This is a genomic window from Kitasatospora sp. NPDC048545, assembly GCF_040651155.1.
GTDB lineage: Bacteria > Actinomycetota > Actinomycetes > Streptomycetales > Streptomycetaceae > Kitasatospora.
This window is the reverse complement of the sequence record NZ_JBEZIQ010000033.1, coordinates 1-26753: the sequence shown is the minus strand read 5'-3', so window position 1 is coordinate 26753 and position 26753 is coordinate 1. Positions and strand designations below refer to the sequence as shown.

Here is a 26753-nt window from a genome sequence, read left to right as displayed (position 1 = left end):
CGACACCGATGAGTACCACCACTGAGCCCGCCGCTGTGGCCGGCGCCACGGCGGCGGGCGCCGAGAACGGGGCCGGGCGGGGGCCGTGGCGGCTGGTCTGGGACCAGCTGTGGGCCAAGGGCCCGGCCCGGTTCGGGCTGATCACCGTCGGCGTGCTGCTCCTGGCCGCCGCGCTGGCCGGACCGCTGAGCTCGCTCGGCGGCTGGACCCCCGAGGAGTTCGACAAGCGCGCCGTGGACCCGTACCTGGGCGGCCTGCCCCGGGGCGACTTCGGCGGCATCAGCACCCGGCACTGGCTGGGCGTCGAGCCGATCACCGGGCGCGACCTGTTCGCCCGGGTGCTGCACGGCGGGCAGGTGTCCCTGCTGATCGCGTTCACCGCGACCGCGGTCGTCGTGGTCGCCGGCACCCTGGCGGGCATCGCGGCCGGCTACTTCGGCGGCCGCACCGACACGCTGCTGTCCCGGCTGATGGACCTCACGATGTCCTTCCCGTCGCTGATCTTCATGATCGCGATGATGTCGGTCGCCAAGGACGTCAACCGGATCCTGCTGATCACCCTGGTGATCGGCCTGTTCACCTGGCCCGGCATCGCCCGCGTGGTCCGCGGACAGACGCTGTCGCTCAAGCACCGCGAGTACGTCGAGGCCGCCAAGGTCGGCGGCGCCCGGTCCTGGCGGATCCTCACCAGGGAGATCCTGCCGAACGTCTCCGGCCCGATCATCGCGTACACCACGCTGCTCATCCCCGGCATGATCGCCACCGAGGCCGCGCTCAGCTACCTCGGCGTGGGCGTGCGCCCGCCGACCCCGTCCTGGGGGCAGATGATCGCCGAGAGCATCGTGCACTACGAGACCGACCCGACGTACTTCCTGATCCCGACGGCCTTCCTGTTCCTCGCCGTGCTCGCGTTCACCCTGCTCGGGGACGCGCTGCGCGACATCCTCGACCCCCGGGGAGGCCGGTCGTGATCCTCTACCTCGGCCGCCGACTGCTCGGCGTGGCGGGCATCCTGCTCGCCATCTGCGCCATCACCTTCACCATCTTCTACCTGCTGCCCAACGACCCGGCCGCGGCGGCCTGCGGCAAGACCTGCAGCCCCGAGCGGCTCGCCGACGTCAAGGCGGCGATGGGCCTGGACAAGCCGGTCTGGGACCAGTTCCTCGCCTACCTCGGCGGCATCTTCGCCGGCCGCGACTACGGCACCGGCCCCAGCGCCGTGCACTGCGGCTTCCCGTGCCTCGGCTACTCCTACGAGTACGGGCTGCCGGTGTGGGACCTGCTGACCGACCGGCTGCCGGTCTCCGTCTCGCTGGCCCTCGGCGCGGCCGTGCTCTGGCTGATCCTCGGCCTCGGCGCGGGCGTCACCTCGGCGCTGCGCAAGGGCCGGCCGGTCGACCGGACGCTGATGGTGCTCTCGGTCGGCACCGCCTCGCTGCCGGTCTACTTCACCTCGATCATGCTGATCTGGGGCGTCGTCAGGACGGCCGGGCTGCTGCCCTACCCGGCCTACCACCAGTTCACCGAGAACCCCTTCGCGTGGGCCTCCAACCTGCTGCTGCCGTGGATCGCCCTGGCCCTGCTGTACGCGGCCATGTACGCCCGGCAGAGCCGCAACGCGATGATCGAGGCGATGGCCGAGCCGTACATCCGCACCGCCCGGGCCAAGGGCCTGCCGGCGCGGACGGTCACGGTCAAGCACGGGCTGCGCGCCGGGATGACGCCGATCCTCACCATCTTCGGCATGGACCTCGGCGGGCTGCTCGCCGGAGCCGTCATCACCGAGTCCATCTTCGGACTGCCCGGTGTCGGCCGGCTGTTCTACGACGGCCTGGGCCGCTCCGACCAGCCCGTCATCCTCGGCGTCACCCTGCTCGCGGCCTTCTTCATCGTCGCGGCGAACCTGCTGGTCGACCTGCTCTACGCGTTCGTCGACCCGAGAGTGAGGTACTGATGACGAGCTTGTTGGAGGTCGAGGACCTCAGGGTCGCCTTCGACACCCCGCGCGGCACGGTCCGGGCCGTGGACGGCATCTCCTTCGCCGTCGAGGCCGGACGCACCCTCGGCCTGGTCGGCGAGTCCGGCAGCGGCAAGTCCGTCACCTCGCTCGCCGTCATGGGCCTGCACCGCGGCGCCGCCGTCACCGGCTCGATCCGGCTGCACGGGCAGGAGCTGAACGGGCTCGGGGAGAAGGAGCTGGGCGCGGTCCGGGGCCGCCGGGTCGCGATGATCTTCCAGGACCCGCTGTCCAGCCTGCACCCCTTCTACACCGTCGGCGAGCAGATCGCCGAGCACTACCGGGTGCACTTCAAGGCCAACCGCAAGGCGGGCCGGGCCCGCGCGGTGGAGATGCTGGCCGAGGTCGGCATCCCCGAACCGGCCCGCCGGGTCGACGAGTACCCGCACCAGTTCTCCGGCGGCATGCGCCAGCGCGTCATGATCGCCATGGCGCTGGCCTGCGAGCCCGACCTGCTGATCGCCGACGAGCCCACCACGGCGCTCGACGTCACCGTCCAGGCCCAGATCCTCGACCTGATCGCCCGGATCCAGCAGGAGCGCGGCCTCGGCGTCGTGATGATCACCCACGACCTCGGCGTGGTCGCCCGGGTCGCCCACGAGGTGCTGGTCATGTACGGCGGCCGGGCGGCCGAACAGGCCCCGGTGACAGCGCTGTTCGCACGGCCAGCGCACCCGTACACGCGCGGCCTGCTGGACTCGCTGCCGCGCCTGGACGACGCCGACGACGCCCCGCTGCGGGCCATCCCCGGCAGCCCGCCGTCGCTGATCGCCCCCGCCCCCGGCTGCTCCTTCGCCCCGCGCTGCGCCCGCACCACTGGCGCGTCCGCCGAGGAGCACGCCCGTTGCCTGGCCGAACGCCCCCTGCTCGGCGCGCTCGCCCCCGGCCACCAGGCCGCCTGCCACCTGCCGCTGGTGCCGGAAGGGGTGCTCCCGTGAGCGAACGAAGCGAACACACGACCAACAGGCGCGAGCGGGCGGACGCCCCTGCCGAGCGAAGCGAGGTGGGCGCATGAGCGAACCGCTGCTGTCCGTACGGGACCTGGTGAAGACCTTCCCCGGCCGGCGCGGCCGCACCGGGCGGCCGGGCGCACCGGTCCGGGCCGTGGACGGCGTCAGCTTCGACGTCGGCGCGGGGGAGACGCTCGGCCTGGTCGGCGAGTCCGGCTGCGGCAAGTCCACCACCGGCCGGATGATCGTCCGGCTGCTGGACCCGACCTCGGGCACCGTCACCTTCGACGGCACCGAGATCGGCGGGCTCTCCCAGGCCCGGCTGCGCCCGCACCGGCGGGACCTGCAGATGGTCTTCCAGGACCCGTACTCCTCGCTCAACCCCCGGCAGACGGTGTCCCGGATCATCTCCGAGCCGCTGCTGGTCCAGGGCGAGAGCGCGACGGCCGCGCGCAAGCGGGCGGCCGAGCTGATGGAACTGGTCGGGCTGATCCCCGAACACCTGGACCGCTACCCGCACGAGTTCTCCGGCGGCCAGGCGCAGCGGATCGGCATCGCCCGCTCGCTGGCCACCTCGCCGCGGCTGGTGATCGCCGACGAGCCGGTCTCCGCGCTGGACGTGTCCATCCAGGCCCAGGTGGTCAACCTGATGGAGCGGCTCCAGCAGGAGCTGGGACTGGCGTACGTGTTCATCGCGCACGACCTCTCGGTGGTCAAGCGGGTCTGCGACCGGGTCGCGGTGATGTACCTGGGCCGGATCGTGGAGATCGGCGACAAGGCCGAGGTGTACCGCAGCCCCGCGCACCCGTACACCCGGGCGCTGCTGTCCGCGGTGCCGCTGCCGGACCCGGAGGCGGAGCGGACCCGGGAGCGGATCGTGCTGCTCGGCGACCCGCCGAGCCCGGCCGACCCGCCACCCGGGTGCAGCTTCCACCCGCGCTGCCCGAAGGCGCAGGAGCTGTGCCGGACGGAACGGCCGCTGCTGCGGATCGCCGGCCCGGGCAGTCGGCAGGCGGCCTGTCACTTCCCGGACGTGTGATCCGGGACCGCCCGGAGGTGTGATCCGGGCGCCGAGACCCCCGGTCGGGCGCGGCGGGGAACCCTTCGAGGGCCGCGTCCGACCGGGTTCCACCCGTGCCGCCTGGTGTTCGCCGTGCCACCGGGTGTTCGCCGGGCCGGGTGCGCACGGCGCCGGGGTGTTCAGTCCTCCGGCAGCAGCAGGCGCGGGCCGGGCCCCTCGGCGGCCAGTTCGTCGCCGGGGTTGAGCACCCGGCAGCGGCGCAGCGACACGCAGCCGCAGCCGATGCAGCCGGTGAGCTCGCCCTCCAGCCGCTCCAGTTCCAGCCGGCGGGCGCGCAGTTGTTCGGCCCAGCGCAGGGAGATGCGCTCCCAGTCGTGCTTGCCGGGCATCCGGTCCTCCGGGAGGCCGGCGAAGACCTCGGCGACCTCGCTGAGCGGGATGCCGAGCCGCTTGGCGACCAGGATGAGCGAGATCCGGCGCAGCACGTGCCGGCGGTAGCGGCGCTGGTTGCCGGCCGACCGTTCCGAGGTGATCAGCCCCTGGTCCTCGTAGAAGCGCACCGCCGAGGTGGCTATCCCGGCCCGCCGGGCCACGTCGCCGACGCTCAGCAGGTCGACCGGTGCGGTGCTCATGACGGCTCCTGGACGTCAAGCTCTCTTGAAGTTCTACGGTACTCGACATGACCGGATCAGCTGCCGTGAAGAGCGACACGACCGTTGCGGAGCTGGACAGTCACCCAGCGGAGCCGTCGCCCGGGGAGGCCTCCGGCGGATGGCGCGAACTCTTCTCCCGCCGGTACACCGCCGCCGCGGAAGAGCCCCGGATCCCCGTCGTCGGGGGGATCCGGGGCCCACTCGTGCGCGGCCGGCCCACATGCGGGCCGGCCGCGGGCGGCTCAGGAGGCCGGGCCCACCCGGACGGTGGTGATCCGCCCGCCCTGGGACTCCCGGACGACCTCGATCCTGGTGTTGGTGTCCGGGACCTTCACCGTCAGCTGCGGCGTGGCCGGGTCGGCGTACACCCCGCTGTGGTCGTTGAACACCGGGACGGCCGGCTCGGCCGGGATCCGCACCGCGACCCCGCCCTTGTGCAGGGTGAACGGCGTGGTCGGCTTGAGCGAGAAGGTGGCGTCGAAGGTCTGCGCCCGCGCGTTGACCAGGGTGCCGTCGGCGAAGCGGATCGGCGCGGGGTGGGCGTCGATCGGCAGGATCAGCCCGCCGCCGGGGTGGTCCTTGGTGTTGTTGTCGCCGTACGAGGTGTCCCACAGCCAGAGCAGGACGCCCTCCTGGTACGGGTAGGGGTCGACCACGTTGGCCTTGCCGGTGACGCCGGTGAAGCCGAAGTTGTACGGCCCGGTCCTCAGGAACGCCCCGTAGCCGGTGTAGCGGCGGTTCTCGGCGATGTAGGCCCGCGGGTGCTGCTTGACGGCGGTGCGGCCGGTGATCACCGTGAAGCCGTTGGCCGTCCAGCCGCCGGCTCCGTTCTCCGCGCCGTCGGCGAACAGCTCCGTACCCGCGGCGGTGGCGCGCACGGCGTCCACCAGGACGCCCTTGCCGTGGGTGTTGCTGTCCGAGGTGACGTGGAAGCGCAGCCGGACCTGCTGTCCGAGGTAGCCGTCGAGCGGGATGTGGAGCTTCCGGTAGGTGCCGGAAGTGCCGCTCAGCCCTGGGGTGTTGGCGCTGGTGTTGCCGATCGGCGCGCCGTCGACGGTGCCGCCGAGGGCGGTCCAGTGCTTGCCCTGGTCGGTGGAGGCCTCGACGGTCAGGAAGTCGTAGTCCTGCTCGACGTCGTACCAGGCCGCGGCGTCCAGTGCGGCCGGTCCGGCGGCGGTGCGCAGGTCGACGTCCCGGGCGAGGGAGTTGTCGAGGTTGTCGCCGGTGTCGCTCCACCACTGTCTGCCGCCCTCGTAGGGGTCGGCGAGGTCGGTGCTGGTGGTGCCGTCCGGCAGGTGCACGAGGACCGCCTGCGCCTGGTCGGTGTTGTAGCTGCTGACGCCGAGGGCGTGGCTGGAGCGGGTCGCGGCCTGCGCCTCGTCGTAGTTGAGCCAGCCGAACTGCAGTTTGCTCCAGGCGTCGAGGTCGCCCGGGTAGCCGCCGGTGGTGTTGGGGCCCTTGCCCAGGTACGAGCCGGAGGACATCAGCGACCAGAAGTTGACGCTGTTGTCGCCGCCGTTGGTCGGGTAGAGGTCGGGCAGGCCGAGATTGTGGCCGTACTCGTGGGCGAACAGGCCGACGCCGCTGTTCTCGCCCGCCTGGACGTAGTCGTAGACGTACAGGCCGGTGTCGCCGACGGGGGCGCCGCCGATCTTGTCGCCGGCCGGGCCGGTCTGGCCGGTCGCGTCGGGGAAGGCCCAACTGCGGTGCGCCCACAGCGCGTCAGCGCCCTGGGCGCCGCCGCCCCAGGTCTCGTCCACGCCGGCGTGGACCACGATGACGTTGTCCAGGTAGCCGTCGGGCTGGGCGAACTCGCCGTCCTTGTCGTGGTCGTAGCGGTCGTAGACGTCGTACTGGGCGAGCTGTGCCTTGATGTCGGCGGTGGAGCGGCCCTTGGCGACCTCGCCGTCGTACCAGGCCTTGACGGCGTCCCGGACGAACTCCTGGGCCTGGGTCCAGGCGCCGGAGCCCTGCGGGCCCTTGTTGCTGCCGTAGCGGGCCTCGTTGTACGGGACGGTGACCCAGTCGCTGACGGTGCCCTCGACGTCGTACCGGCCGGAGGACTGGGTGCGGTAGTAGTTGCGCATCGACACGGCGCCGGGCGAGTCGTCGAAGAACATCTTCTGGTAGTACGTCCGGTCGAAGTCCGGTGACCACAGTGTGTGGTTGTCGTCCTTGCCCGGCTTCGGGATCTGGTTGTGGCGCGGGCCGGGGGTGCCGCCGTAGCGGGCCTGGCCGTTCCACTGCGTGGAGTCGTCGACCTCGTCGCCGAACTGGGCGAGGATCACGAAGACCTTGTCCGTGCGCTGGTGGGCGAGTTGGACGTAGTCGTTGCCGATCTTCACCTTCGCCGGGGCCCGTTTGTCGGCGCTCTTGGCGACGGCGCCCTTGTTGAGCTGCTCCAGGGCCTTGCTGCGGAGCGCCTGGCGCTCGCGTTCCTGCGGGACGAGCGGTGCGGGCGGGCCCTCGGCGCCCTGCTGGGCGGCCTCGGAGGCCGCGGCGGTGACGGCGAGGGGTGCGGGGGGTGCGGCCTGGGCGGGCGTGCCCAGCAGGGTGGCCGCTATCGCGCTCGTGGTGAGCGCGGCTGCGAGGGCCGCGGACAGTCTGCGCAACTGACCGGTCCTTTCCGGAGGATGGGGTGCTTCGGGTCGTCGGTCGGTGAAGCGCAGGTAATATTTCACATGTCACCGGTCACGTGGAAGGGGTCCGGCGCAAGCGGAAGGGGCGCCGCACCCGAAAGGTGCGACGCCCCTTGCGGCGCGGCCTCGTGCCGCTTCGTCAGGCGTGCGGGCGGCCGGACCCGTCAGCCGTTGGCGAAGTCCAGCACCAGGCTGAACACCACCAGTGCCGCGAACACCGCCGCCAGGGTGGCCGGCCCGGTGGCGTACAGCGCGACCGCGGCCGCGCCCAGCAGCACCAGCTTGAGCGCCAGCCGTGCGGCGAGCGGCAGTTCGACCTTCGCCCGGCGCTCGGCCAGGAACACGTCCCAGACCGCGCGGGCCGCGGCCGGGACGCCGAGCCCCAGCAGCAGCCGCAGGGCCAGGCCGTCACCGGTCCGGAAGCCCCAGTAGCAGAGCGCCGCCAGGCTCGCGAGCTGCACCCCGAAGCCGAGTTCGGTGCCGGCCTTGGCCAGTGACTTGCGCAGTCGCCGCTCCGTCGGGCCGGGTCTGTCGATCGTCATCCGTGCGCTCTCCCCGCCTCGGTCCCCGCCCGCCGGGCCGCCCGGGCCGGCAGGCCGTCAAGCGGAGTGTCGCAGCCCGGCAGGGCGAACTCAACGGATCTTCCTGCGGCTGCCGGTCGATGCCTCCGACCTGCCGGTTCGTCAGCGGTCCTGCCGTCAGCGGGTGGTGTACTCGACGGCCACGCTGACCACCACCAGCACGGCGTAGACCACCGCGAGCGTGCTCCGCCCGGCGGCATACAGGGCGAGCGCGGCCGTGCCCAGGGTCAGCAGCTTGAGCACGATCTCCGCGGCGACCGGCAGCCGGAACGTCGGCCCGCCCGCGGCCAGGAACAGGCCCCAGACGGTGGCCGCCAGGGCCGGTGCGCCGAGCCCCAGCAGCAGCCGGGTGCCCAGGGTGGAACCGGTCCTGAAGCCCCAATAGCAGAGCGCCGCCAGCATGGCGAGCTCCAGCCCGAAGGCGAGGCCGGCGTTGCCGGCGGTCAGCGGGGTCCACTGCCGCTGTCCGACCGGGCCCGGTCTGTCGATCCTCATCCGTGCTCTCCCCGTTCGACTGCCCCGCCCGGACCGGACGGCGGTCACGCGGAGTGTCGCAGTCCGGCCCGGGCGGCGCAACGGATCAGCCCAGGGAGGCCTTCAGGAAGGCGCGTTCGGCCAGGCTCAGCCGCTCGTTGGTCCCGTCCGGGGTCATGTGGGTGACGCCCGGCAGCGGCAGTACCGCGTGCGGACGGCCGGCCGTGGTGAGGGCCTGGGAGAGCAGCAGGGTGTGCGAGGGGTGGACGTTGTCGTCGGCCAGGCCGTGGATCAGCAGCAGCGGCCTGGTCAGGCCGGGCGCGTCGGTGAGCAGGCAGTCGCCGGCGTAGCCCGCGGGGTTGTCCTGCGGCAGGCCGAGGTAGCGCTCGGTGTACGCGGTGTCGTACTGCCGGAAGTCGGTGGGCGGGGCGCCCGCGCAGGCGGCGTGGAAGACGTCCGGGCGGCGCAGCACGGCGAGCGCGGCGAAGTAGCCGCCGTAGGACCAGCCGCGCACGCCGACCCGGCCGAGGTCGAGGTCCGGGTGGCGCGCGGCGAGCGCGTGCAGGGCGTCGACCTGGTCGTCCAGGGCGGCCTGGGAGAACCGGCGGAAGATCGCCCGGGTGAAGTCCGGGGACACGAACGGGGTGCCGCGGTTGTCGGTGGTGACCACGGCGAAGCCCTGGTCGGCCCACCACTGGCGGAGCTGCCAGCGGCGCGGTTCGGCGGCCACGGCCTGGTGTCCCGGCCCGCCGTAGACGTCCAGCAGGACGGGCAGCCGACGGCCGGGGACGTGGTCGCGCGGGTACACCAGAGCAGTCGGCAGGTCGCGTTCGGTGACCCGGGCGAGCAGCGGGCGGACCCGGTACGGCAGCGCGGCGGAGTGGTCGGTGAGCGCCGTCTCGCGGCCGTCGCGCAGGACGCGGCGGTGGGTCCCGTCGGCGGAGGCCGAGGTGAGCAGCAGAGTGTCGGCGGCGGCCAGGGCGGAGTGCACGCCGGGGCCGGTGGTGAGGAGTTCCGGTGCGCCGCCGTCCGGGTCGACCAGGTGGACGTACTGGTCGGCGGGGTCGCCCTGGCCGGTCTCGCAGAGCAGCCGGCCGTGCAGTCGGCCGACCACCCGGCGGATCTGCAGCCCGGTGGTGTCCAGCGGCTTGCCGTCCAGGGCGAGGCCGCGGGCCTGCGGGGTGTCGTGGACGGTGAGCAGCCGGCCGTCGGGCAGCCGGTCGGGGGTTCCGGGCAGCTCGTCCACCCAGAACTCGTCGGTGGTGCGGGAGAGTTCGCGGGTCTCGCCGGTGGCGGGGTCGGCGCTGAGCAGCAGGACGTTCTGTTGCAGCCGGTCGGCGACGGTGAGCAGCACCTCGTGGTCGGAGGCCCAGGAGGCGGCGCAGAGGTACGGGAAGCCGTCGGCGTCCCAGTGCAACCGGGTCCGGCCGCCGTCGAGGCCGAGGACCCAGAGCTGGACGTCCGCGTTGGGGCCGCCGGCCTGTGGGTAGGCGAAGTCCTCGGGCGCCTCGGCGGGGCGGGCCGGGTCGGCGAAGTGGCGGCGGGGGAGGGCGGATTCGTCCACCCGGGCGGCCAGCAGCGCGCCGCCGTCCGGGCGCCACCAGTGGCCGCGGGCGCGGCCGAGTTCCTCGGCGGCGGCGAACTCGGCGACGCCCCAGCGGGCGCCGTCGGAGGGGGAGAGCGGTTCGAGGCCGGGGGTGACGTACAGGGCGTCGTCGGCGACGTAGGCGACGCGCTGGCCGGTGGTGTCCGGGCGGGGGTCGAACGCGGGCCCGGCGACCGGGAGTTCGTCGCTGGTGCCGGCGGCGGTGTCGGTGCGGAACAGCCGGCCGTCGAGGGTGAAGGCGACGATCGCGAGGTCGGCGGTGGCCGCGTAGCCGCCGATCCCGGCGGCGACCAGCCGGGTGCGCTCGCGCAGGCGGCGCTCGACGGCGGGCAGGTCGTCGCGGCGGCCGGTGCGGCCGGGCAGCAGCGCGGCCGGGTCGGCGACCGGTCGTTCCTCGCCGGTGGCGGTGTCGAGGAGGTGGAGGCGGTCGACCGGGTCCTCGGGACCGGTCGAGCGGAGCAGCAGCAGCCGGGTACCGTCCTCGGCGAGGGTGTACGCGCGCGGCGCGCCGTAGGTGAACCGGCCGGTGCGGGCGCTGAGGGCAAGGAAGGCGTCGGTGATGGTCACGGCCCGATCGTGGTCGCGCGGTGCGTGCCCCGACCAGTAGTCTGTCATGTGAAATGTCACACACCACGTAGAGGTGTGCCATCGAGCGGAGGAAACGTGATCGAGGACCTGCCGGCCGCCGGACCCCCGGCCCCGCTGCCCGCCGCCGAAGGCCTGTTCAGCGTGTCGGCGGACGCGGCGCACCTGAACCACGGCTCGTACGGCGCCGTGCCCGTCCCGGTGCAGCGGGCGCAGGAACGGCTGCGGACCGAGCACGAACTCGACCCCGACGGCTTCTTCGCCGACCTCCCGGCCCGGATCGCCGCCGCCCGGACCCTGATCGCCGCCGGGCTGGGCACCGCCCCGGAGCGGCTCGCCCTCGTCGCCAACGTCACCGAGGCGGTCGCGATCGCCCTGGACAGCCTCCCGCTCGCCACCGGCGACCGGATCCTGGTCACCGACCACGGCTACGGCGCCGTGACCCGGGCCGTCGAGCGCAAGGCCGCCGAGACCGGGGCCGAGGTGGTCACGGCCCGGATCCCGCTGGACGCCCCGGACGAGGACGCCGCCCGGGAGGCCGTGCTCGCCGCCGTGGACGCGCGCACCACCGTCGCCGTCCTGGACCAGCTCACCTCGCCCACCGCCCGCCTGGTGGCCGGCCCGGCCCTGCTCGCCGAACTGCGCCGGCGCGGCGTGACCACCGTCGTCGACGGCGCCCACGCGCCCGGCATGCTGCCCGCCCCGGCCGAGCCGGACGCGGACTTCTGGTTCGGCAACCTGCACAAGTGGGCCTTCGCCCCGCGCGCCACCGGCGTGCTCGCCGTCCGACCCGAGTGGACCGGCCGGGTGCGTCCGTTGGCGCTGTCCTGGGAGCACGACAAGGGCTTCCCGGGCAACGTCGAGTGGCGCGGCACCTGCGACTACACGCCGTGGCTGGCCGCCCCGGCCAGCTTCGAGCTGATGCGGGCGCTCGGCCCGGCGGCGGTGGCCGCGCACAACACCGCGCTCGCCGCGTACGGCCAGCGGGCGCTCGCCGAGCGGGCGGGGCTGGCGCCGCTGCCCGCGACGCCCGGGGTGTGGATGCGCACCGTCCGGCTGCCGGCCGGCCACGGCGAGACCGAGGAGCAGGTGCGGGCGCTGATGGCCGAGACCTGGCGGCGGCTGCGCACCCGGATCGCGGTCCGCCCCTGGGACGGCGGCGGGGTGCTGCGGATCAGTGCGCAGCTGTACAACCGGCCGCAGGAGTACGAGCGGCTGGCGGACGGGCTGGCCGGCGTGCTCAAGGCCTAGCCCGGACCTGGCCGGTACCGCTCGGGGGGCGGGTCCGGACCCGGATCCGGCTCGGTCCCCGGACCGGAAATCGGACTCCCGGGCCCCGGATCCGGAATCGGACCCGGCTCGGTCCCCGGGTCCGGCCCCGCATCGGGGTCCGGATCCGGGTCCGGGTCCGCCCGCAGTTCCGCGAGCAGCAGGTTCCGGTCCGCGAGCAGCCCGGTGAGGATCCGCCGGGCCGCCCGCAGCAGGTCGGCGACTTCGACGCCGGCCAGTGCGTAGACCACCGTGCTGCCCTCCCGGGTGGCGGTCACGATGCCGGACCGGCGCAGCACCGCGAGTTGCTGGGACAGGCTGGAGGGCTCGATCTCCAGCTCGGCGAGCAGGCAGCGGACGGGCGTCGGTCCGGCCTGGAGCAGTTCCAGCACCCGGATCCGGACGGGATGGCCGAGCATCCGGAAGAACTCGGCCTTGGCCTGGTAGAGCGCGACCGTCACGATGCCCCCCTTCCTGGTGTCCGTCCCGGGTTCAGATCTCCAGCGAGAGTTCGATCCGCTTGAGCTGGTGGCGGGCCATCGCGAGGTTGGAGCGGTTGCGGTTGAGGGCCAGGAAGAGGAACAGGCCCCGCCCGCTGGGCGTCGTGATCGGCCGGACCATGTGGTACTGGTTCGTCAGGCTGATCAGGATGTCCTCGATGTCGTTGTCGTGCAGGTTGAGCATCTCCATCGCCCGCATCTTCGCGCGGACCACGTCGGTGTTCCCGGCCGCGGCGACGTTGAGGTCCAGTTCGCCGCCGTCGCCGAGGCTGCCGAGCGCCATGCCGCTGCCGTAGTCGACCAGCGCGACGCCGATCGCGCCTTCGATCGACATGGCGTCCTTGAGGGACGTCTCCAGGTTCGCCATCGTGGCTGTCCTCCCGTGATTGGTGGCTGTGACCTCGAAGGTAAGGAGATCGGACGACGGTTCACCGGCGATGATCGAAGTCGCCCGAATTCGGCTCACTTTTGATCACTTGAAGACATTTGCAACTATGGATCTGAGAGAGAACTGATCCCGTGACGGTCCCGCGACCGGTCCGCGACCGATCCCGGGGCGGGTCCCGGGAGTTCCCGCGGCGAATCCCGCGGCTACTCCGGCGGTGATCCGGCGGTGATCCGGCGGTCGACCGCACCCCGGAAAAAGGGTGCTATCGATGTCGGTCCACCCGGGTAACCTCTCGCTGAGATGCGAGATCACACCAACCACACCCGGACGGCGATGAACACCCCTGATCCAGAGCCCCAGGACGACCGGGAGCTCAGCCCCGCCGAGGCGTACGCGGCCAGCCGCCGCCGGGCCAAGGAGCAGGCCACCGCCCTGTACGGCTTCCAGCAGCTGTACGACTTCCCGCTGGATGAGTTCCAGCTGGAGGCCTGCGAGACGCTGGAGGCGGGCTCGGGCGTCCTGGTCGCCGCCCCGACCGGCTCCGGGAAGACCATCGTCGGAGAGTTCGCCGTGCACCTGGCCCTGGCCGCCGGGCGCAAGTGCTTCTACACCACGCCGATCAAGGCGCTGTCGAACCAGAAGTACGGCGACCTGGTCAAGCGCTACGGCGCCGCCAAGGTCGGCCTGCTCACCGGCGACAACACCGTCAACGGCGACGCCCCGGTGGTGGTGATGACCACCGAGGTGCTGCGCAACATGCTCTACGCGGGCTCCAGCACCCTCGACGGCCTCGGCTACGTCGTGATGGACGAGGTGCACTACCTCGCCGACCGCTTCCGCGGCGCCGTCTGGGAGGAGGTCATCATCCACCTCCCCGAGTCGGTCACCCTCGTCTCGCTCTCCGCGACCGTCTCCAACGCCGAGGAGTTCGGCGACTGGCTGGACACCGTGCGCGGCGGCACCAAGGTGATCGTCTCCGAGACCCGCCCGGTACCGCTGTGGCAGCACGTGATGGCCGGCAACCGGATGTACGACCTGTTCGCGGACCCCGACCGGGACGGCCGCCCCAAGAACAACCTGAAGAACCCCGGCAAGGCCGTCAACCCCGAGCTGGTCCGGCTCGCGCGCTCCGAGGTCGACCGCAACCCCCGCGACCGCTTCGGCCGCGGCCGGGGCCGCTCGATGCCCAACGGCCGTCCCGGCCGGGTCTGGACGCCGGGCCGGGTGGACGTCATCGACCGGCTCGACGCCGAGGGCCTGCTGCCCGCGATCACCTTCATCTTCAGCCGGGCCGGCTGTGAAGCCGCCGTCCAGCAGTGCCTCAGTTCCGGGCTGCGGCTCAACAAGGAGGCCGACCGCGCCACGGTCCGGGCGATCGTCGAGGAGCGCTGCGCCGACATCCCCGACGAGGACCTGCACGTCCTCGGCTACTTCGAGTGGCTGGACGGGCTGGAGCGGGGCATCGCCGCCCACCACGCCGGGATGCTGCCCCGGTTCAAGGAGGTCGTCGAGGAGCTCTTCGTGAAGGGCCTGGTCAAGGCCGTCTTCGCGACCGAGACCCTGGCCCTCGGCATCAACATGCCCGCCCGCTCGGTGGTCATGGAGAAGCTGGTCAAGTGGAACGGCGAGACCCACGCCGACATCACCCCCGGCGAGTACACCCAGCTCACCGGCCGGGCCGGGCGGCGCGGCATCGACGTCGAGGGCCACGCCGTGGTGCTCTGGCAGCGCGGCCTCGACCCGGAGGCGCTGGCCGGTCTGGCGGGCACCCGCACCTACCCGCTGAAGTCCTCGTTCCGGCCCTCCTACAACATGGCCGTCAACCTGGTCTCGCAGTTCGGCCGGCACCGCTCGCGCGAGCTGCTGGAGACGTCCTTCGCCCAGTTCCAGGCGGACCGCTCGGTGGTCGGCATCGCCCGCCAGGTGCAGCGCAACGAGGAGGGGCTGGAGGGCTACCGCGAGTCGATGACCTGCCACCTCGGCGACTTCGACGCGTACATGGAGCTGCGCCGCCGGCTCAAGGACCGCGAGAACGAGCTGGCCCGCGAGGGCACCAGCCAGCGCCGCGCGGCCGCCGTCGAGTCGATCGAGCAGCTCAAGCCGGGCGACGTCATCCACGTCCCCACCGGCAAGTTCGCCGGCCTCGCGCTGGTCCTCGACCCGGGCCTGCCCCCGGTCGACCGCTCCGGCCGGGGCGACCGGCGCCACCCGGACTTCCAGGACGGCCCGCGCCCGGTGGTGCTCACCGCCGAGCGCCAGGTCAAGCGGCTCGCCATGATCGACTTCCCGCACCCGGTCACCGCGATCGAGCGCGTCCGCATCCCGAAGTCCTTCAACCCGCGCAGCCCGCAGTCCCGCCGGGACCTCGCCTCCGCGCTGCGCACCAAGGCCGGCCACCTGGAGCCGGACCGGTTCCGCCGCGGTCGCGCGGCCGCCGCCGACGACCCGGAGATCACCCGGCTGCGGACCGAGCTGCGCCAGCACCCCTGCCACGGGTGCTCCGACCGCGATGACCACGCCCGCTGGGCCGAGCGCTACCACCGGCTGCACCGCGACACCGAGCAGTTGGAACGCCGGATGCGCTCGCGCACCCACACCATCGCCCGCACCTTCGACCGGGTCTGCGGCCTGCTCACCGACCTCGGCTACCTGAGCGGCGACACCGTCACCGACGACGGCCGACGGCTCGGCCGGCTCTACGGCGAACTCGACCTGCTCGCCTCCGAGTGCATCCGCGAGGGCGTCTGGAGCGGCCTGGCCGCCGCGGAACTCGCCGCCTGCGCCTCGGCGTTGGTGTTCGAGGCCCGGCAGGCCGACGACGCCGGCGCCCCCCGGGTGCCGGAGGGCGCGGCCAAGGAGGCGCTCGGCAAGATGGTCCGGATCTGGGGCCACCTGGACGCCCTGGAGGAGCAGCACCGGATCAACACCGCCGAGGGCGTCGGCCAGCGGGAGCCCGACCTGGGCTTCGCCTGGGTCGCCTACCGTTGGGCGCTCGGCCACAGCCTGGACCAGGTCCTGCGCGACGCCGAGATGCCGGCCGGCGACTTCGTCCGCTGGACCAAGCAGCTGATCGACGTCCTCGGTCAGATCCAGGACGCCGCCGGCGAGGACGCAGAACTCCGCAGGACGGCCCGCAAGGCCGTCGACAGCCTCCGCCGCGGCATCATCGCCTACTCCTCGGTGGGCTGACACGACGGAGCGGGGCCCGTACGTCCGCGTCGGACGTGCGGGCCCCGCTCCGTGTTCAGCGGGTGGCCAGGGCCTCCAGGACGCGGTCCAGGGAGGTGCCGAGGCCCCAGCGGGCGGAGAGCTCCTCCAGGGTCATCGGGTCGAGGGGTTCGCGGGGGAGGTCCGGGTCGAAGTCGGGCAGGGGGGCGTCGTCGGCGACCCGGACCACCTTCGGGGCGACGTCGAGGTAGGCGGAGCCCTCGACGATGTTGCGCCGGCGGGCCGGGGTGAGCTTCGAGCCGATGTCCAGCGCCGCGGCACGGATGCCCGGGAGGTCCCCGTACTCGTCGATCAGCTGGGCGGCGGTCTTCTCGCCGATGCCCTTGACGCCGGGAAGGCCGTCCGACGGGTCCCCGCGCAGGGCGGCCATGTCGGCGTACCGGGCGCCGCGCACGCCGTACTTCTCCAGCAGCAGCGCGTCGTCGGTGACCTGCAGGTTGCCCATGCCCTTGACCGGGTAGAGCACGGTGATCCCGCGGGCGTCGTCCACCAGCTGGAAGAGGTCGCGGTCGCCGGTGACGATCTGCACCGGCCCCTCGGCGCAGGCGGTGAGAGTGCCGATCACGTCGTCCGCCTCGTAGCCGGGGGAGCCGACCCGGGCGATGCCGAGCGCGTCCAGCACCTGCTCGATCACCGGGACCTGCGGGGCCAGCGTGTCGGGCACCTCCTCCTCGCCGTCCACGGCGGCCTCGGCGACCCGGTGGGTCTTGTACGAGGGGATGAGGTCCACCCGCCACTGCGGGCGCCAGTCGGCGTCCATGCAGGCGACCAGCCGGTCGGGGCGGTGGTCGTGGACCAGCCGGGCGATGAAGTCCAGCAGGCCGCGGACGGCGTTGACCGGCTCGCCCTGCGGCGAGCGCAGGGTGTCCGGTACGCCGTAGTAGGCCCGGAAGTAGAGGCTGGCGGAGTCGAGCAGCATCAGTCGCGGTGCGGTCACGTCACAGATCATGCCGTACCGCACCGACGGACGGGGGCTTCTCAGTGCTCGTGCGGCCCGGCGCGGTGGACGGGGCCGTGGGCGTCGGCGCAGTGCTCGGCGGCGGTGTCGCCGGGGGCGGCGATCTGCAGCAGCGCGCCCGCCTCGTCCTCGCCGACGTGGTCGACCTGGAGGGTGCTGTGGGTGATGGCGTACTCGTCGGCGAGCCGGCGCTGGAGGCGGCGCCGGACGGCGTGGCAGTCGCCGCCGGGGGTGACCAGGATGTGCGCGGACAGCGCCGGCTGGTTGGAGGTGATCTCCCAGATGTGCAGGTCGTGGATCTCCTCGACCAGCGGCTCGGTGACCATCCGGTCGGCCACCGCGTCCGGGTCGATCCCGGCCGGGGCGGCCTCCAGGAAGATCCGTCCGGAGTCCCGGACCAGTCCGATGCCGGCCTTGAGCATCAGTGCGACGACGATCAGCGAGGCGATGGCGTCGGCCCGGGCGAAGCCGGTGAGCACCATGATCAGACCGGCGACGGCGGTGGCGATGAACGCGTACAGGTCGGTCAGGACGTGCTGGAAGGCGCCCTCGATGTTCAGCGAGCTGCGGTTGGCCTTGGACATGCACCAGGCGGCCGCGATGTTGACCACGATCCCGATCAGCGCGGTGATCAGCACCAGCGAGCCGGTGACGTCGGGCGGCGTGATCAGCCGGGTGACGGCCTCGTAGCCGAGCCAGGCCGAGAGCACCAGCAGGGTGACGCCGTTGGCCTGCGCGGAGAGGATCTCGGCGCGTTTGAGGCCGTAGGTGTAGCCGCCGCGGGCGGGGCGGGCGGCGAGCCGCATCGCGATCAGGGCCAGCACGATCGAGGCGGCGTCGGTGAGCATGTGCGCCGCGTCGGAGATCAGCGCGAGGGACTGGGCGGCGAAGCCGACCACGACCTCGCCGGCCATGAAGACGACGATCAGGGCGAGGGCGCTGAGCAGCCAGCGGCGGTCCGCGTCGGCGGCGACGCCGTGCGAGTGCCCGCCGTGGCCGCCGCCGTGCGCGTGCCCGCCGCCGTGTCCGTGCCCGCTCGACTGCTTGTGGTCATGCGCATGATCATCGTGCGAGTGCTCGTGCCCGGCCATGGAAGTCCTCTCTGGGCGCACGGATGGGAACAGGGGCGCGGCGCGACCGCCCTGCAACCGAAGTGAACCGCAGAATCGACAAAGATCCAAAGGTTGTACTGGTGACCGTTGTCGTTGCCGTTCGGGCGACCGGACCCGGTGCAGGCCGCACCCCTGCGACCAGGCGAAATCCCCTGCTCCCACGCCCAGTTGAGCTAGCCCAGCGCGACCGCGTCCAGGACCGCGGCATCCAGCGCGGTGGCGTCCAGCGCCGCGGCGGTGGCCGCCCGGACCAGGGCCCGCATCAGCCGCAGGTCGTCCCCCTGCTCCGGGTGCCACTGCACGCCGAGCGTGAACCCCGGCCCCTCCACCGCCTCCACCGTGCCGTCCGGCGCGTGGGCACTCACTCGCAGGCCCGCACCGACCCGGTCGACGGCCTGGTGGTGGAAGGTCGGCACCTCCAGCTCGCACTCCGGCAGCAGCCCGCCCAGCAGCGTGCCCGGCACCGGCCGCACCGGGTGCGAGCCGTACCTCCCCGGCGACCCGCCGTGCACGTCCGCTGCCGGCACGTCCGGCAGGTGCTGCACCAGCGTCCCGCCGCACACCACGTTCAGGACCTGCATCCCGCGGCAGACGCCCAGCAGTGGCATCCCGGCCGCCAGCGCGGCCCGCAGCAGCGCGACCTCCCAGGCGTCCCGCTCCGGCGAGTCCACCTCGCTCGCCGGATGGGCCGGCTCCCCGTAGTACGCCGGGTCGATGTCCGGTCCGCCCACGATGACCAGCGCGTCCAGCCGGGCCAGCACCTCCGGCGCGCGTTCCGGGGCGTCCGGCGGCAACAGGACGGCGATCCCGCCGGAGTCCTGGACGTACGCGGTGTACCGCTCCGGGACGAGGGCCACCCGGCGCGCCCGCCAGTCGCTCCAGCTCGCGTCGACCAGGTAGGTGCTGACGCCGATCAAAGGCCTGCGATCCATGGCGCGCATTCTCCTCCCGAACCACCTGATCCACCGTCAATCCCGCGTCCCGGCGCGCCACGTCCGTCCGCCCTCTTCCGCCCCGCGAGTCGCAGGCCGTACGGTTCGCTGTGACCGCTTGATCTCGAAGAGTGATCGAGGAATTCGAGGACATCGAGGAAGGAGGGGTTCCGCCATGTCCGAGAACACCGCACCCGAGAACGCCACCCCCCGGAACGCCGCGTCCGGGAGCACCACCGCGGGCGCGCCGCCACGGCCGCCGCTGACCCTGGACGAACTGCGCGCCCTGGTGGACGCCGGCAAGGTGCACACCGTGGCGCTCGCCTTCACCGACATGCAGGGCCGCCTGCAGGGCAAACGCTTCGCCGCCCGGTTCTTCCTCGACGAGGTCGCCGAGCACGGCGCCGAGGCGTGCGACTACCTGCTGGCCGTCGACGTCGACCTGAACACCGTGGACGGCTACGCCTTCTCCTCCTGGGCCACCGGTTACGGCGACTTCGCGATGCGCCCCGACCTGGGCACCCTGCGATTGACCCCCTGGCAGCCCGGCACCGCCCAGGTCACCGCCGACCTCGCCCGGCACGGCGGCCACCCGGTGGACGCCGCCCCGCGCCAGCTGCTGCGCCGCCAGATCGCCCGGCTCGCCGAGTACGGCCTGGCCGCCGACATCGGCACCGAACTGGAGTTCCAGGTCTTCCGGGACACCTACGAGCAGGCCTGGCTCGGCGGCTACCGCGGCCTGACCCCGGCGAACCTCTACAACGTGGACTACTCGATGCTGGGCACCGCCCGGGTCGAGCCGCTGCTCTCCCGGATCCGCAACGAGATGGCCGGCGCCGGTCTGGTGGTGGAGTCCGCCAAGGGCGAGTGCAACCTCGGCCAGCACGAGATCGCCTTCCGCTACGCCGACGCGCTCACCACCTGCGACCAGCACAGCGTCTACAAGACCGGTGCCAAGGAGATCGCCGCCCAACTCGGCTGCGCACTCACCTTCATGGCCAAGTACGACGAGCGCGAGGGCAACAGCTGCCACATCCACCTCTCGCTGCGCGACGCCGTCGGCGCCCCCGCCTTCGCCGACCGGGACGGCCGGATGACCGACACCATGCGGCACTTCCTGGCCGGCCAGCTGAGGGCGCTGCGCGAGTTCAGCGTGCTCTACGCCCCGAACATCAACTCCTACAAGCGTTACCGGCCGGGCTCCTTCGCCCCGACCGCCGTCGCCTGGGGCCGCGACAACCGCACCTGTGCGTACCGGGTGGTCGGCCACGGCCCCGGCCTGCGGATGGAGAACCGGGTGCCCGGCGGCGACGTCAACCCCTACCTCGCCGTCGCCGGGATGATCGCGGCCGGCCTGTACGGGCTGCAGCACAAGCTGGAGCTGCCCGCGCCCTGCCTGGGGAACGCCTACGCGGTCGAGGAGTACGCCCGGGTGCCCGGGTCGCTGCGCGAGGCCGCCGAGCTGTGGGCGCGCAGCGAACTGGCCCGGGAGGCCTTCGGCGACGACGTGGTCGACCACTACCTGAACATGGCCCGGGTCGAGCAGGCCGCCTACGACGGCTCCGTCACCGACTGGGAGCGCTACCGCTCCTTCGAACGGATGTGACGCCCGGGTGACGGAGGCGGCACAGGAGTGACGGACACGGCGCACGGGCGTTGGACGTGACGCAGGAGCGGCGGGCGTGACGCGTGACGACCACGAACGTCTCCATCCAGAGCGAGGAGTGACAGCCCGATGAGCGAGAAGCACGCCGCGCCGGACGGGGCGGTCTGCCGTCGGCTGGTCGGCCGGACCGCCGTCGTCACCGGCGCGGGCAGCGGCATCGGTCTGGCCGCCGCCCGCCGGCTCGCCTCGGAGGGGGCGAAGGTGGTCTGCGCCGACCTCGACGAGGAGAGCGGACGGGTCGCCGCCGAGGAGGTCGGCGGACTGTTCGTGCACACCGACGTCACCGACCCCGCCATGGTCGAGGCGCTGTTCGACGAGGCGTACGAGACCTGCGGCAGCGTGGACGTCGCGTTCAACAACGCGGGAATCTCGCCGCCGGAGGACGACTCGATCCTGACCACCGGGCTGGACGCCTGGCACAGGGTCCAGGAGGTCAACCTGACCTCGGTCTTCCTGTGCTGCAAGGCGGCACTGCCGTACATGCGCCGGCACGGGCGCGGCTCGATCATCAACACCGCGTCGTTCGTCGCCGTGATGGGCGCGGCCACCTCGCAGATCTCCTACACCGCCTCCAAGGGCGGGGTGCTGGCGCTGTCCCGCGAGCTGGGCGTCCAGTTCGCCCGCGAGGGGATCCGGGTCAACGCGCTCTGCCCGGGGCCGGTGGACACCCCGCTGCTGCGCGAACTGTTCGCCGCGGACCGGGAGCGGGCCGCCCGCCGGCTGGTGCACGTCCCGCTCGGCCGGTTCGCCCGGGCCGAGGAGATCGCCGCCGCGGTGGCCTTCCTCGCCAGTGACGACTCCTCGTTCGTCACGGCGAGCGAGTTCCTGGTGGACGGCGGCATCTCCGGGGCGTACGTCACCCCGCTGTGAGCGCCGCCGCGCGGGGACGCCGGGCCTTCTCACGGTAATCTCATCGAAAACCGGCGGAATTCCATGCCGCGCTGATTTCGCGTTTATCCGGCTGCCTTTAGATTCTCTGATGTGAGTGAGCAGATTCCCGCCGGGTGGTACCCGGATCCGAAGGACACCACCGGCGACCCGAGGCCGCAGCGCTGGTGGGACGGCAAGGGCTGGACGGCCGACACCCGGCCGGCGCCCTCGGACGCGCCGGAGCCGGCCGCCCCGGCGGCCGACGCTTCGGCTCCCGGCACCCCGCAGACCCCGGACGCCCCGGTGGCCCCGGAGACCGGCGAGCCCGGGCCGGGGACGGCCGAGCAGCCCACGGTGCTGGAGGGCGAGGTCCTGGAGAGCGGCCCCACCGTCCGGTACCCGGAGCCGCCGCCCTTCGGTGCCGCCTTCGGGTCGCCGGTTCCCCCGCGCAAGGAGCGGCGCAAGCCGTCCAAGCTGGTCGTGGCGACCGTCGTCGCCGCCCTGCTCGGCCTGGGCGCGGGCTCGGGGATCACCTACCTCGCGATGGACGACGGATCCGACTCCAAGCCCACCGCCCAGCACACCCCGCGCGGCAGCTTCGGCCCCTGGGACGGCTACCCGGGGAACGGCGGCAACGGCGGCGGCAACGGGGGCAGCGGTGACAGCAAGGGCAGCGGCAAGGGCAACGGTGGAAACGGGAACGGCAAGGTCCGGCCCGGCTCCGACGCGGCGATCGACATGGTGAACAAGCTCACCCTGCCGGTCCCGAACGGTTGGCAGGCCGAAACCACCCAGGACGGCTACGCCATGATCACCGTCGGCTCGTACGCCTGCCCCGACGGCAGCGGCGACTGCACCCTCGGCGGCGTGAACACCGGCCGGATCGACGGCGGCGGCACCGACGTCCAGGCGGCGGCCAAGGCCGACATCGCGGCCACCGCCAAGTCGTCGTACGGCGACATCACCGGGCACCAGGAGCTCAAGTCCGAGGCGGTCAAGGTCAACGGCCAGGACGGCTACCTGGTCCGCTGGAAGGTGGACGCGCCCAAGGGCAACAACGGCTACGTGCAGACCGTGGTCTTCCCCTCCGCCGACGGCAAGGCGCTGGTCTCGGTGCACTTCGGCTTCGACATCGCCGACAAGGCGCCGGACGTCGCCGTGATGGACACCGTCCTCAAGGGCATCACCGACTACAAGGGCAAGCTGCCGAGCATCCCCGGGAAGCCCGGCACCGGCGGCGCCCCGGGCTCGGGCGCGGGTGCCCGTCCCGGCGCGGGTGCGGGCCCCGGCGCGGGTGCGGGCCCCGGCGCGGGCGGCACCGGGGGCACCACCACCTGAGCCCCGCGCTCCTCACACGTCGGCGGCCCACCCGGGAGGGGAACTCCCGGGTGGGCCGCCGCCGTTCACGTCCGTACGGGGACGCCCCGTGGAGCCACGGGAACCGGGCCGGACGGGGGTGTGACCGGCCCGGCGCCCGCGTCCGGCGTCAGGAGTCGCGTCGAACAGCCTCGACGCGACGGCGCCGGAGCACCATGCCGGCCCAGCCGACGCCGATCGCGGCGGCACCGGCGAGCAGCAGCGGACCGGTGGCCGAGGTGCCGGCCACGGCGGCGGAGGTGGTCGGGACGATCTGGCCGGCCGGGGCGTTCGGGTCCCCGCCGTGGCCGTGGTGGGCGACCGTGGACTTCGGGGCGTCGGCGGCGATCTGGGCGTCGCTGGGAGCGGCCGGCGCCTGCGCGGCGAGCGCCGGGGCGGCCGCGGCGGCCGAGCCGAAGTCGACGTCGGAGCAGCTGTAGAACGCCTGCGGGCTGTCGCTGCGCTGCCAGACCGTGTACAGCACCTGGCGGCCGGTGCGCTGCGGCAGGGTGCCGGCGTAGGTGTAGTAGCCGTTGGTGGCGGTGCGGTCGACCTGCACCTTGGCCACCGGGGTCGAGTCGAGGTCCGACCACTTCAGCGGCTTGGTGGGGTCGTAGCCCGGCTTGGTGATGTAGACGGTCTGGGTGCCGATGTGCGGCGCGGTGGTGCGGAACTGGAAGGTGAACGCGCCGGCCTTGACCGCGGTGGCGGGCCAGTCCGTGCGCGGCCAGTCCAGCGCCGCGTACTTGTCGCGATTGGCGGAGCAGAGCTTGCCGTCCGGGATCAGCGTCTGGCTGTTCCCGGCGGCGTTGGCGATGTTGACCTCGTTCCAGTCGTACAGCGGCTGGGTGCCGCTCGCGGCGACGAGGTCCTTGCAGACCTGGGACACCGGGTGCTCGGGACCCTCTGCGTAGCACGCGGCGATCCGGCTGACGGGGTTGGTCATCGTGCCGTGGGCGCTCGCGGTGCCGGCGGTGGTCGCGGCCACCGCGAGGACCGCGGCGCCGACCACGCCGACGGACAGGGCACTTCGCTTGATGGACATGGGGTGGGTACTCCTTGACCGTCGTTCCGGGCGAGTGTGGGGGGAACGGGCACGCCTGCCCGTTCGGGGGTCGCCGGCCCGGCGCGCGACCCCCGGCCAGAGCGTAGGATTGGTCTGGACCAGATGGCAATAGCCGCGCGTGGACCACTTGTTGACGGACTGTAGGCCCCGGAACAGCACAAAGGCCCGACGGAAGGCTGCCGTTAGCCGTTCCATCGGGCCCCGTTAAGGCTGGGGAAAGGTCAGCGCTGCGCGTTGTGGACGATGCCGGCCTGGATCACCAGATCGCCCTTGACGGTCGAGCTCCCCGTGATGGTGTTGATGATGTACGTCCCGCCGGCTTCCCTGTTGAACTGCCCCGGCGCGAACTCGGCGAGGATGTCGAAGAGTTCCTCGGCGGCCTGCGGGTTCGCCCGGAACAGTGCGCGCAGCCGGTTGCGCAGGGCCGCGGCCTGGTCGGCGAGGACCTCCTCGTCGCCGTCGGCCTCCAGTACCTCGGCGCGGATCACCTCCAGCTCCGCGCTCGCCTCCTCGTCCCGCTCGCCGCGCCCGAACAGCCGGACGATCCTCGAACCGGCCTGGTTCCAGGCGGCGGTGGCCATCAGGCCGGCCACCGCCGTCGCCCCCGACCTCACCATCTCCTGCACGATCTCGCCGTCCATGCGACCCTCCCAGGTGTCGACACCGGTGTCGACACCACGGTAGGGCAGCGGCGGACGGAACGTCAGAGGAACGTCTTCCCTTCACCCCGGTACGTCGGGACGGTGCGGACGACGCGGTCGCCCTCGATCAGGTGCAGTTCCGCGAAGCGCTCGCACAGTTCGCCCGCCTTGGCGTGCCGGAACCACACCCGGTCGCCGATCAGCAGGTCGTCCGCGGCCGGGCCGAGCAGCGGGGTCTGTACCTCGCCGGCGCCCTCCATCGGGTCGTAGCGCAGGCCCTGCGGCAGGTACGGCACCGGCGAGCGGTCCGGGCCGGCCGCGCCGGAGGCCGGGTAGCCGCCGCCGAGGACCGTCACCACGCCGACGCCGGGGCGGCGCACCACCGGCTGGCCGAACAGGGCGGCAGGCCGGCCCCGGAACGAGCGGTAGTTGTCGAACAGCTGCGGCTGGTACAGCCCGGAGCCGGCTGCCACCTCGGTGACGGCGCGTTCGGCCACGGTGGACTCCACGCTGCCGGTGCCGCCGCCGTTGACGAACTCCAGCTCCGCCACCTGCCGCAGCCGCCGGACCGTTGCGGCGCGCCGCTCGGCCAGTTCGGTCCGGGCTGCGGCCTGCATCAGCCGGATCAGCCGCGAGCGCACCGGCCGCCCGGGCACCCGGTCGCCCACGCCGGCGACGTGCCCCTCGTACGCCATCAGGCCGACCACCCGGAAGCCCCGGCGGCGCTGGACGAGTTCGGCGAAGGCGCCGAGGTCCTCGGGGGTGCGCAGCGGTGAGCGGCGGGCGCCGACCCGGACCCTGCCGCCCAGCAGGTGCAGCGCGGTGTCCAGTTCCAGGCAGACCCGCACCTCGGCGTCGCCGGCCCGGGCCTTGTCGATCAGGTCGAGCTGGTCCGGGTCGTCCAGCACGACGGTGACCTCGCGGGCGGCGGCCGGGTCGGCGGTCAGCGCGGCGAAGCCGTCCCGGTCGGCGGAGGGGTAGGCGAGCAGGACGTCGCGGACGCCGGTGCGGGCGAGCCAGAGCGACTCGTCGAGGGTGAAGCTCATCACCCCGGCGAAGCCGTCCACGGCCAGCACCCGGTCCAGCAGTGCCCGGCAGCGCACCGACTTGCTGGCGACCCGGACCGGTTTGCCGCCGGCCCGGCGCACCAGGTCGGCGGCGTTGGCGTCGAAGGCCGCGAGGTCGACGACGGCCACCGGCCCGTCCAGGTGGGCGGTGGCGCGGTCGTACCGGAGGCGGTCGGAGACCGGGGCGGGCGCGTCGAGGATCACCATGGGCGCAGGGTGCCACAGCGGGCTACCGGTGGGTAGGGGGCGCGTGCAGGGAAATCGGGTGCGTCGGGCGGGGTGGCATAGGGTCGGGCGGGTGGACCGCAAAGACTTCTCCAACCCGGCGTTCGTCGGGAAGAACATCCCGAACCCCGGCTTCGGCGACGACGACGGCACCGCTGACCCGGCGCTCGTGGAGGCCCTCGCCCGCTGGTCGCAGGACCGTGCGGCGGAGCCCGGGGTGCTGGCTGCGCTGACGCCGACCCGGCTGATGGTCCCGATCGTCGCGATCCTCGGCGAGGTCGAGGTGGACGAGCACGGGCACAAGCACGAGAAGACCAGCGACATGGCCGTCCCGGTGCTGGAGGCCCCGGACGGGCGCCGCGCGCTGCCCGCCTTCACGTCGCTGGAGTCGCTCGCCCGCTGGCGCGCGGACGCCCGCCCGGCGCCGACGGCCGCGCCGCAGGCCGCGATGGTGGCCTTCTCGGAGCGCGCCGACACCTTGCTGATCGACCCGGCCGGTCCGGTGGCCTTCACGGTGTCCGGCGCCCGGCTGCGGGCGCTCGCTGAGAACCGGCCGTTCCTGCCGCCGGCGCGGGATCCGGAGGTGCGCGAGGCGGTCCGGGCGCTGCTGGCGGCCGAGCCGCAGGTGGTCACCGGTCTGCTGGCGGCCTCCGGGGACTCGGACGGGGTGCTCGCGGTGGTGTTCGACCCGGCGCTGGACCAGCCGGGGCTGCAGGCCGCTGCGCAGCGGGTCGGGCGGGCGGTGGCCGCCGACCCGGTGCTGCGGGTGCGGCTGGACCGGGGGCTGGACCTCGCGGTGCTGCCGGCGGGCGCGGAGCTGCCGGGGGAGCCGCTGTACCGGCGGTAGCGGTGGGCCGGGCGTCCCGGCCGCGAATGATCAGGGGGCGCCGACGCTGCGCTGGATGTCGGGTGGGGCACGGACCGTCGCCCAGGCACTTCACCAGAACCG

General features: G+C 73.2%; 22 protein-coding genes and 1 pseudogene. 10 read left to right on the top strand and 13 right to left on the bottom strand.

The annotated features are described in order from the left end of the window. Positions 1-8 precede the first annotated feature (8 nt). From AB0D10_RS27880 to AB0D10_RS27865, 4 genes are all read left to right on the top strand, one after another. On the top strand, positions 9-971 hold the full coding sequence (locus AB0D10_RS27880; RefSeq protein ID WP_360261545.1) for an ABC transporter permease: 963 nt from the start codon (positions 9-11) through the stop codon (positions 969-971). Then, entirely contained in the window at positions 968-1954 is a 987-nt protein-coding gene (locus tag AB0D10_RS27875) for an ABC transporter permease (RefSeq protein WP_360261542.1), read from the top strand. The genes AB0D10_RS27880 and AB0D10_RS27875 overlap by 4 nt, the downstream gene beginning before the upstream one ends. Further along, the gene (locus AB0D10_RS27870; RefSeq protein WP_360261539.1) at positions 1954-2955 is read left to right on the top strand and encodes an ABC transporter ATP-binding protein; all 1002 of its coding nucleotides are present in this window, start codon (positions 1954-1956) and stop codon (positions 2953-2955) included. Before AB0D10_RS27875 ends, AB0D10_RS27870 begins: the two co-directional genes overlap by 1 nt. Before the next feature lie 73 nt (positions 2956-3028). Next, complete coding sequence (locus AB0D10_RS27865; protein ID WP_360261536.1) at positions 3029-4006, top strand: oligopeptide/dipeptide ABC transporter ATP-binding protein; 978 nt, start codon at positions 3029-3031, stop codon at positions 4004-4006. Between the two features lie 161 nt (positions 4007-4167). On the opposite strand, the gene soxR is transcribed toward AB0D10_RS27865, so the two are convergent. The 5 genes from soxR to AB0D10_RS27840 form a co-directional block, all read right to left on the bottom strand. Next, on the bottom strand, positions 4168-4620 hold the full coding sequence (gene soxR / locus AB0D10_RS27860) for a redox-sensitive transcriptional activator SoxR (protein WP_360261534.1): 453 nt from the start codon (positions 4618-4620) through the stop codon (positions 4168-4170). 263 nt (positions 4621-4883) lie between these two features. Next, the gene (locus AB0D10_RS27855; protein WP_360261531.1) at positions 4884-7253 is read right to left on the bottom strand and encodes an immune inhibitor A domain-containing protein; all 2370 of its coding nucleotides are present in this window, start codon (positions 7251-7253) and stop codon (positions 4884-4886) included. Between the two features lie 191 nt (positions 7254-7444). Further along, a complete protein-coding gene (locus AB0D10_RS27850; RefSeq protein ID WP_360261529.1) occupies positions 7445-7822 on the bottom strand; it encodes a YrdB family protein in 378 nt (125 codons plus the stop codon). 156 nt (positions 7823-7978) lie between these two features. Further along, on the bottom strand, positions 7979-8356 hold the full coding sequence (locus AB0D10_RS27845) for a YrdB family protein (RefSeq protein WP_360261527.1): 378 nt from the start codon (positions 8354-8356) through the stop codon (positions 7979-7981). 85 nt (positions 8357-8441) lie between these two features. Further along, entirely contained in the window at positions 8442-10508 is a 2067-nt protein-coding gene (locus AB0D10_RS27840; RefSeq protein ID WP_360261524.1) for a prolyl oligopeptidase family serine peptidase, read from the bottom strand. 96 nt (positions 10509-10604) lie between these two features. On the opposite strand from AB0D10_RS27840, the gene AB0D10_RS27835 reads away from it, so the two are divergent. Then, the gene (locus tag AB0D10_RS27835; protein WP_360261522.1) at positions 10605-11777 is read left to right on the top strand and encodes an aminotransferase class V-fold PLP-dependent enzyme; all 1173 of its coding nucleotides are present in this window, start codon (positions 10605-10607) and stop codon (positions 11775-11777) included. Positions 11778-11938: 161 nt separating this feature from the next. Here AB0D10_RS27835 and AB0D10_RS27830 read toward each other — a convergent pair. Together AB0D10_RS27830 and AB0D10_RS27825 are read right to left on the bottom strand one after the other, a co-directional pair. Then, positions 11939-12256, bottom strand: a pseudogene (locus AB0D10_RS27830) (metalloregulator ArsR/SmtB family transcription factor); the annotation flags it as partial. Positions 12257-12287: 31 nt separating this feature from the next. Next, the gene (locus AB0D10_RS27825) at positions 12288-12662 is read right to left on the bottom strand and encodes a hypothetical protein (RefSeq protein ID WP_360261519.1); all 375 of its coding nucleotides are present in this window, start codon (positions 12660-12662) and stop codon (positions 12288-12290) included. A 354-nt stretch (positions 12663-13016) separates the two neighbouring features. Between AB0D10_RS27825 and AB0D10_RS27820 the strand changes: the two genes are divergently transcribed. Beyond that, complete coding sequence (locus AB0D10_RS27820) at positions 13017-15872, top strand: DEAD/DEAH box helicase (protein WP_360261750.1); 2856 nt, start codon at positions 13017-13019, stop codon at positions 15870-15872. Positions 15873-15927: 55 nt separating this feature from the next. On the opposite strand, the gene AB0D10_RS27815 is transcribed toward AB0D10_RS27820, so the two are convergent. From AB0D10_RS27815 to AB0D10_RS27805, 3 genes are all read right to left on the bottom strand, one after another. Further along, complete coding sequence (locus AB0D10_RS27815; protein ID WP_360261748.1) at positions 15928-16830, bottom strand: 5'-3' exonuclease H3TH domain-containing protein; 903 nt, start codon at positions 16828-16830, stop codon at positions 15928-15930. 59 nt (positions 16831-16889) lie between these two features. Continuing rightward, positions 16890-17960, bottom strand: a complete 1071-nt coding sequence (locus AB0D10_RS27810) for a cation diffusion facilitator family transporter (protein ID WP_360261517.1) — start codon at positions 17958-17960, stop codon at positions 16890-16892. 194 nt (positions 17961-18154) lie between these two features. After that, positions 18155-18913: a gamma-glutamyl-gamma-aminobutyrate hydrolase family protein gene (locus AB0D10_RS27805; RefSeq protein ID WP_360261515.1), complete on the bottom strand. Its 759-nt coding sequence runs from the start codon at positions 18911-18913 to the stop codon at positions 18155-18157. 175 nt (positions 18914-19088) lie between these two features. On the opposite strand from AB0D10_RS27805, the gene AB0D10_RS27800 reads away from it, so the two are divergent. From AB0D10_RS27800 to AB0D10_RS27790, 3 genes are all read left to right on the top strand, one after another. After that, positions 19089-20519, top strand: coding sequence for a glutamine synthetase family protein (locus tag AB0D10_RS27800; protein ID WP_360261513.1), 1431 nt, complete (start codon positions 19089-19091; stop codon positions 20517-20519). Between the two features lie 129 nt (positions 20520-20648). Then, on the top strand, positions 20649-21449 hold the full coding sequence (locus AB0D10_RS27795; protein ID WP_360261510.1) for a 3-oxoacyl-ACP reductase: 801 nt from the start codon (positions 20649-20651) through the stop codon (positions 21447-21449). Positions 21450-21560: 111 nt separating this feature from the next. Further along, on the top strand, positions 21561-22787 hold the full coding sequence (locus AB0D10_RS27790) for a DUF2510 domain-containing protein (RefSeq protein WP_360261508.1): 1227 nt from the start codon (positions 21561-21563) through the stop codon (positions 22785-22787). A 148-nt stretch (positions 22788-22935) separates the two neighbouring features. Here AB0D10_RS27790 and AB0D10_RS27785 read toward each other — a convergent pair whose 3' ends face one another. From AB0D10_RS27785 to AB0D10_RS27775, 3 genes are all read right to left on the bottom strand, one after another. Beyond that, positions 22936-23850 (bottom strand): lytic polysaccharide monooxygenase, encoded by a 915-nt coding sequence (locus AB0D10_RS27785; RefSeq protein ID WP_360261506.1) that lies wholly within the window; start codon positions 23848-23850, stop codon positions 22936-22938. Positions 23851-24092: 242 nt separating this feature from the next. After that, positions 24093-24512 carry a hypothetical protein gene (locus AB0D10_RS27780; protein ID WP_360261503.1) on the bottom strand — a complete coding sequence of 140 codons (420 nt, stop codon included), beginning with the start codon at positions 24510-24512 and terminating at the stop codon, positions 24093-24095. Between the two features lie 62 nt (positions 24513-24574). Beyond that, positions 24575-25786, bottom strand: a complete 1212-nt coding sequence (locus AB0D10_RS27775; protein ID WP_360261501.1) for an amino acid deaminase/aldolase — start codon at positions 25784-25786, stop codon at positions 24575-24577. Positions 25787-25877: 91 nt separating this feature from the next. On the opposite strand from AB0D10_RS27775, the gene AB0D10_RS27770 reads away from it, so the two are divergent. Continuing rightward, positions 25878-26651 carry an SseB family protein gene (locus tag AB0D10_RS27770; protein WP_360261499.1) on the top strand — a complete coding sequence of 258 codons (774 nt, stop codon included), beginning with the start codon at positions 25878-25880 and terminating at the stop codon, positions 26649-26651. The last annotated feature ends 102 nt before the right edge of the window (positions 26652-26753 follow it).

What these genes read in the sequence shown, in the direction of transcription:
- AB0D10_RS27820 (WP_360261750.1), top strand. Translation starts at nt 13,017, where the DNA reads ATGAACACCCCTGATCCAGAGCCCCAGGACGACCGGGAGCTCAGCCCC.
- AB0D10_RS27845 (WP_360261527.1), bottom strand. Translation starts at nt 8,356, where the DNA reads ATGAGGATCGACAGACCGGGCCCGGTCGGACAGCGGCAGTGGACCCCG.
- AB0D10_RS27795 (WP_360261510.1), top strand. Translation starts at nt 20,649, where the DNA reads ATGAGCGAGAAGCACGCCGCGCCGGACGGGGCGGTCTGCCGTCGGCTG.
- AB0D10_RS27775 (WP_360261501.1), bottom strand. Translation starts at nt 25,786, where the DNA reads ATGGTGATCCTCGACGCGCCCGCCCCGGTCTCCGACCGCCTCCGGTAC.
- AB0D10_RS27870 (WP_360261539.1), top strand. Translation starts at nt 1,954, where the DNA reads ATGACGAGCTTGTTGGAGGTCGAGGACCTCAGGGTCGCCTTCGACACC.
- AB0D10_RS27825 (WP_360261519.1), bottom strand. Translation starts at nt 12,662, where the DNA reads ATGGCGAACCTGGAGACGTCCCTCAAGGACGCCATGTCGATCGAAGGC.
- AB0D10_RS27810 (WP_360261517.1), bottom strand. Translation starts at nt 17,960, where the DNA reads ATGGCCGGGCACGAGCACTCGCACGATGATCATGCGCATGACCACAAG.
- AB0D10_RS27850 (WP_360261529.1), bottom strand. Translation starts at nt 7,822, where the DNA reads ATGACGATCGACAGACCCGGCCCGACGGAGCGGCGACTGCGCAAGTCA.
- soxR (WP_360261534.1), bottom strand. Translation starts at nt 4,620, where the DNA reads ATGAGCACCGCACCGGTCGACCTGCTGAGCGTCGGCGACGTGGCCCGG.
- AB0D10_RS27865 (WP_360261536.1), top strand. Translation starts at nt 3,029, where the DNA reads ATGAGCGAACCGCTGCTGTCCGTACGGGACCTGGTGAAGACCTTCCCC.
- AB0D10_RS27800 (WP_360261513.1), top strand. Translation starts at nt 19,089, where the DNA reads ATGTCCGAGAACACCGCACCCGAGAACGCCACCCCCCGGAACGCCGCG.
- AB0D10_RS27785 (WP_360261506.1), bottom strand. Translation starts at nt 23,850, where the DNA reads ATGTCCATCAAGCGAAGTGCCCTGTCCGTCGGCGTGGTCGGCGCCGCG.
- AB0D10_RS27880 (WP_360261545.1), top strand. Translation starts at nt 9, where the DNA reads ATGAGTACCACCACTGAGCCCGCCGCTGTGGCCGGCGCCACGGCGGCG.
- AB0D10_RS27815 (WP_360261748.1), bottom strand. Translation starts at nt 16,830, where the DNA reads ATGCTGCTCGACTCCGCCAGCCTCTACTTCCGGGCCTACTACGGCGTA.
- AB0D10_RS27780 (WP_360261503.1), bottom strand. Translation starts at nt 24,512, where the DNA reads ATGGACGGCGAGATCGTGCAGGAGATGGTGAGGTCGGGGGCGACGGCG.
- AB0D10_RS27805 (WP_360261515.1), bottom strand. Translation starts at nt 18,913, where the DNA reads ATGGATCGCAGGCCTTTGATCGGCGTCAGCACCTACCTGGTCGACGCG.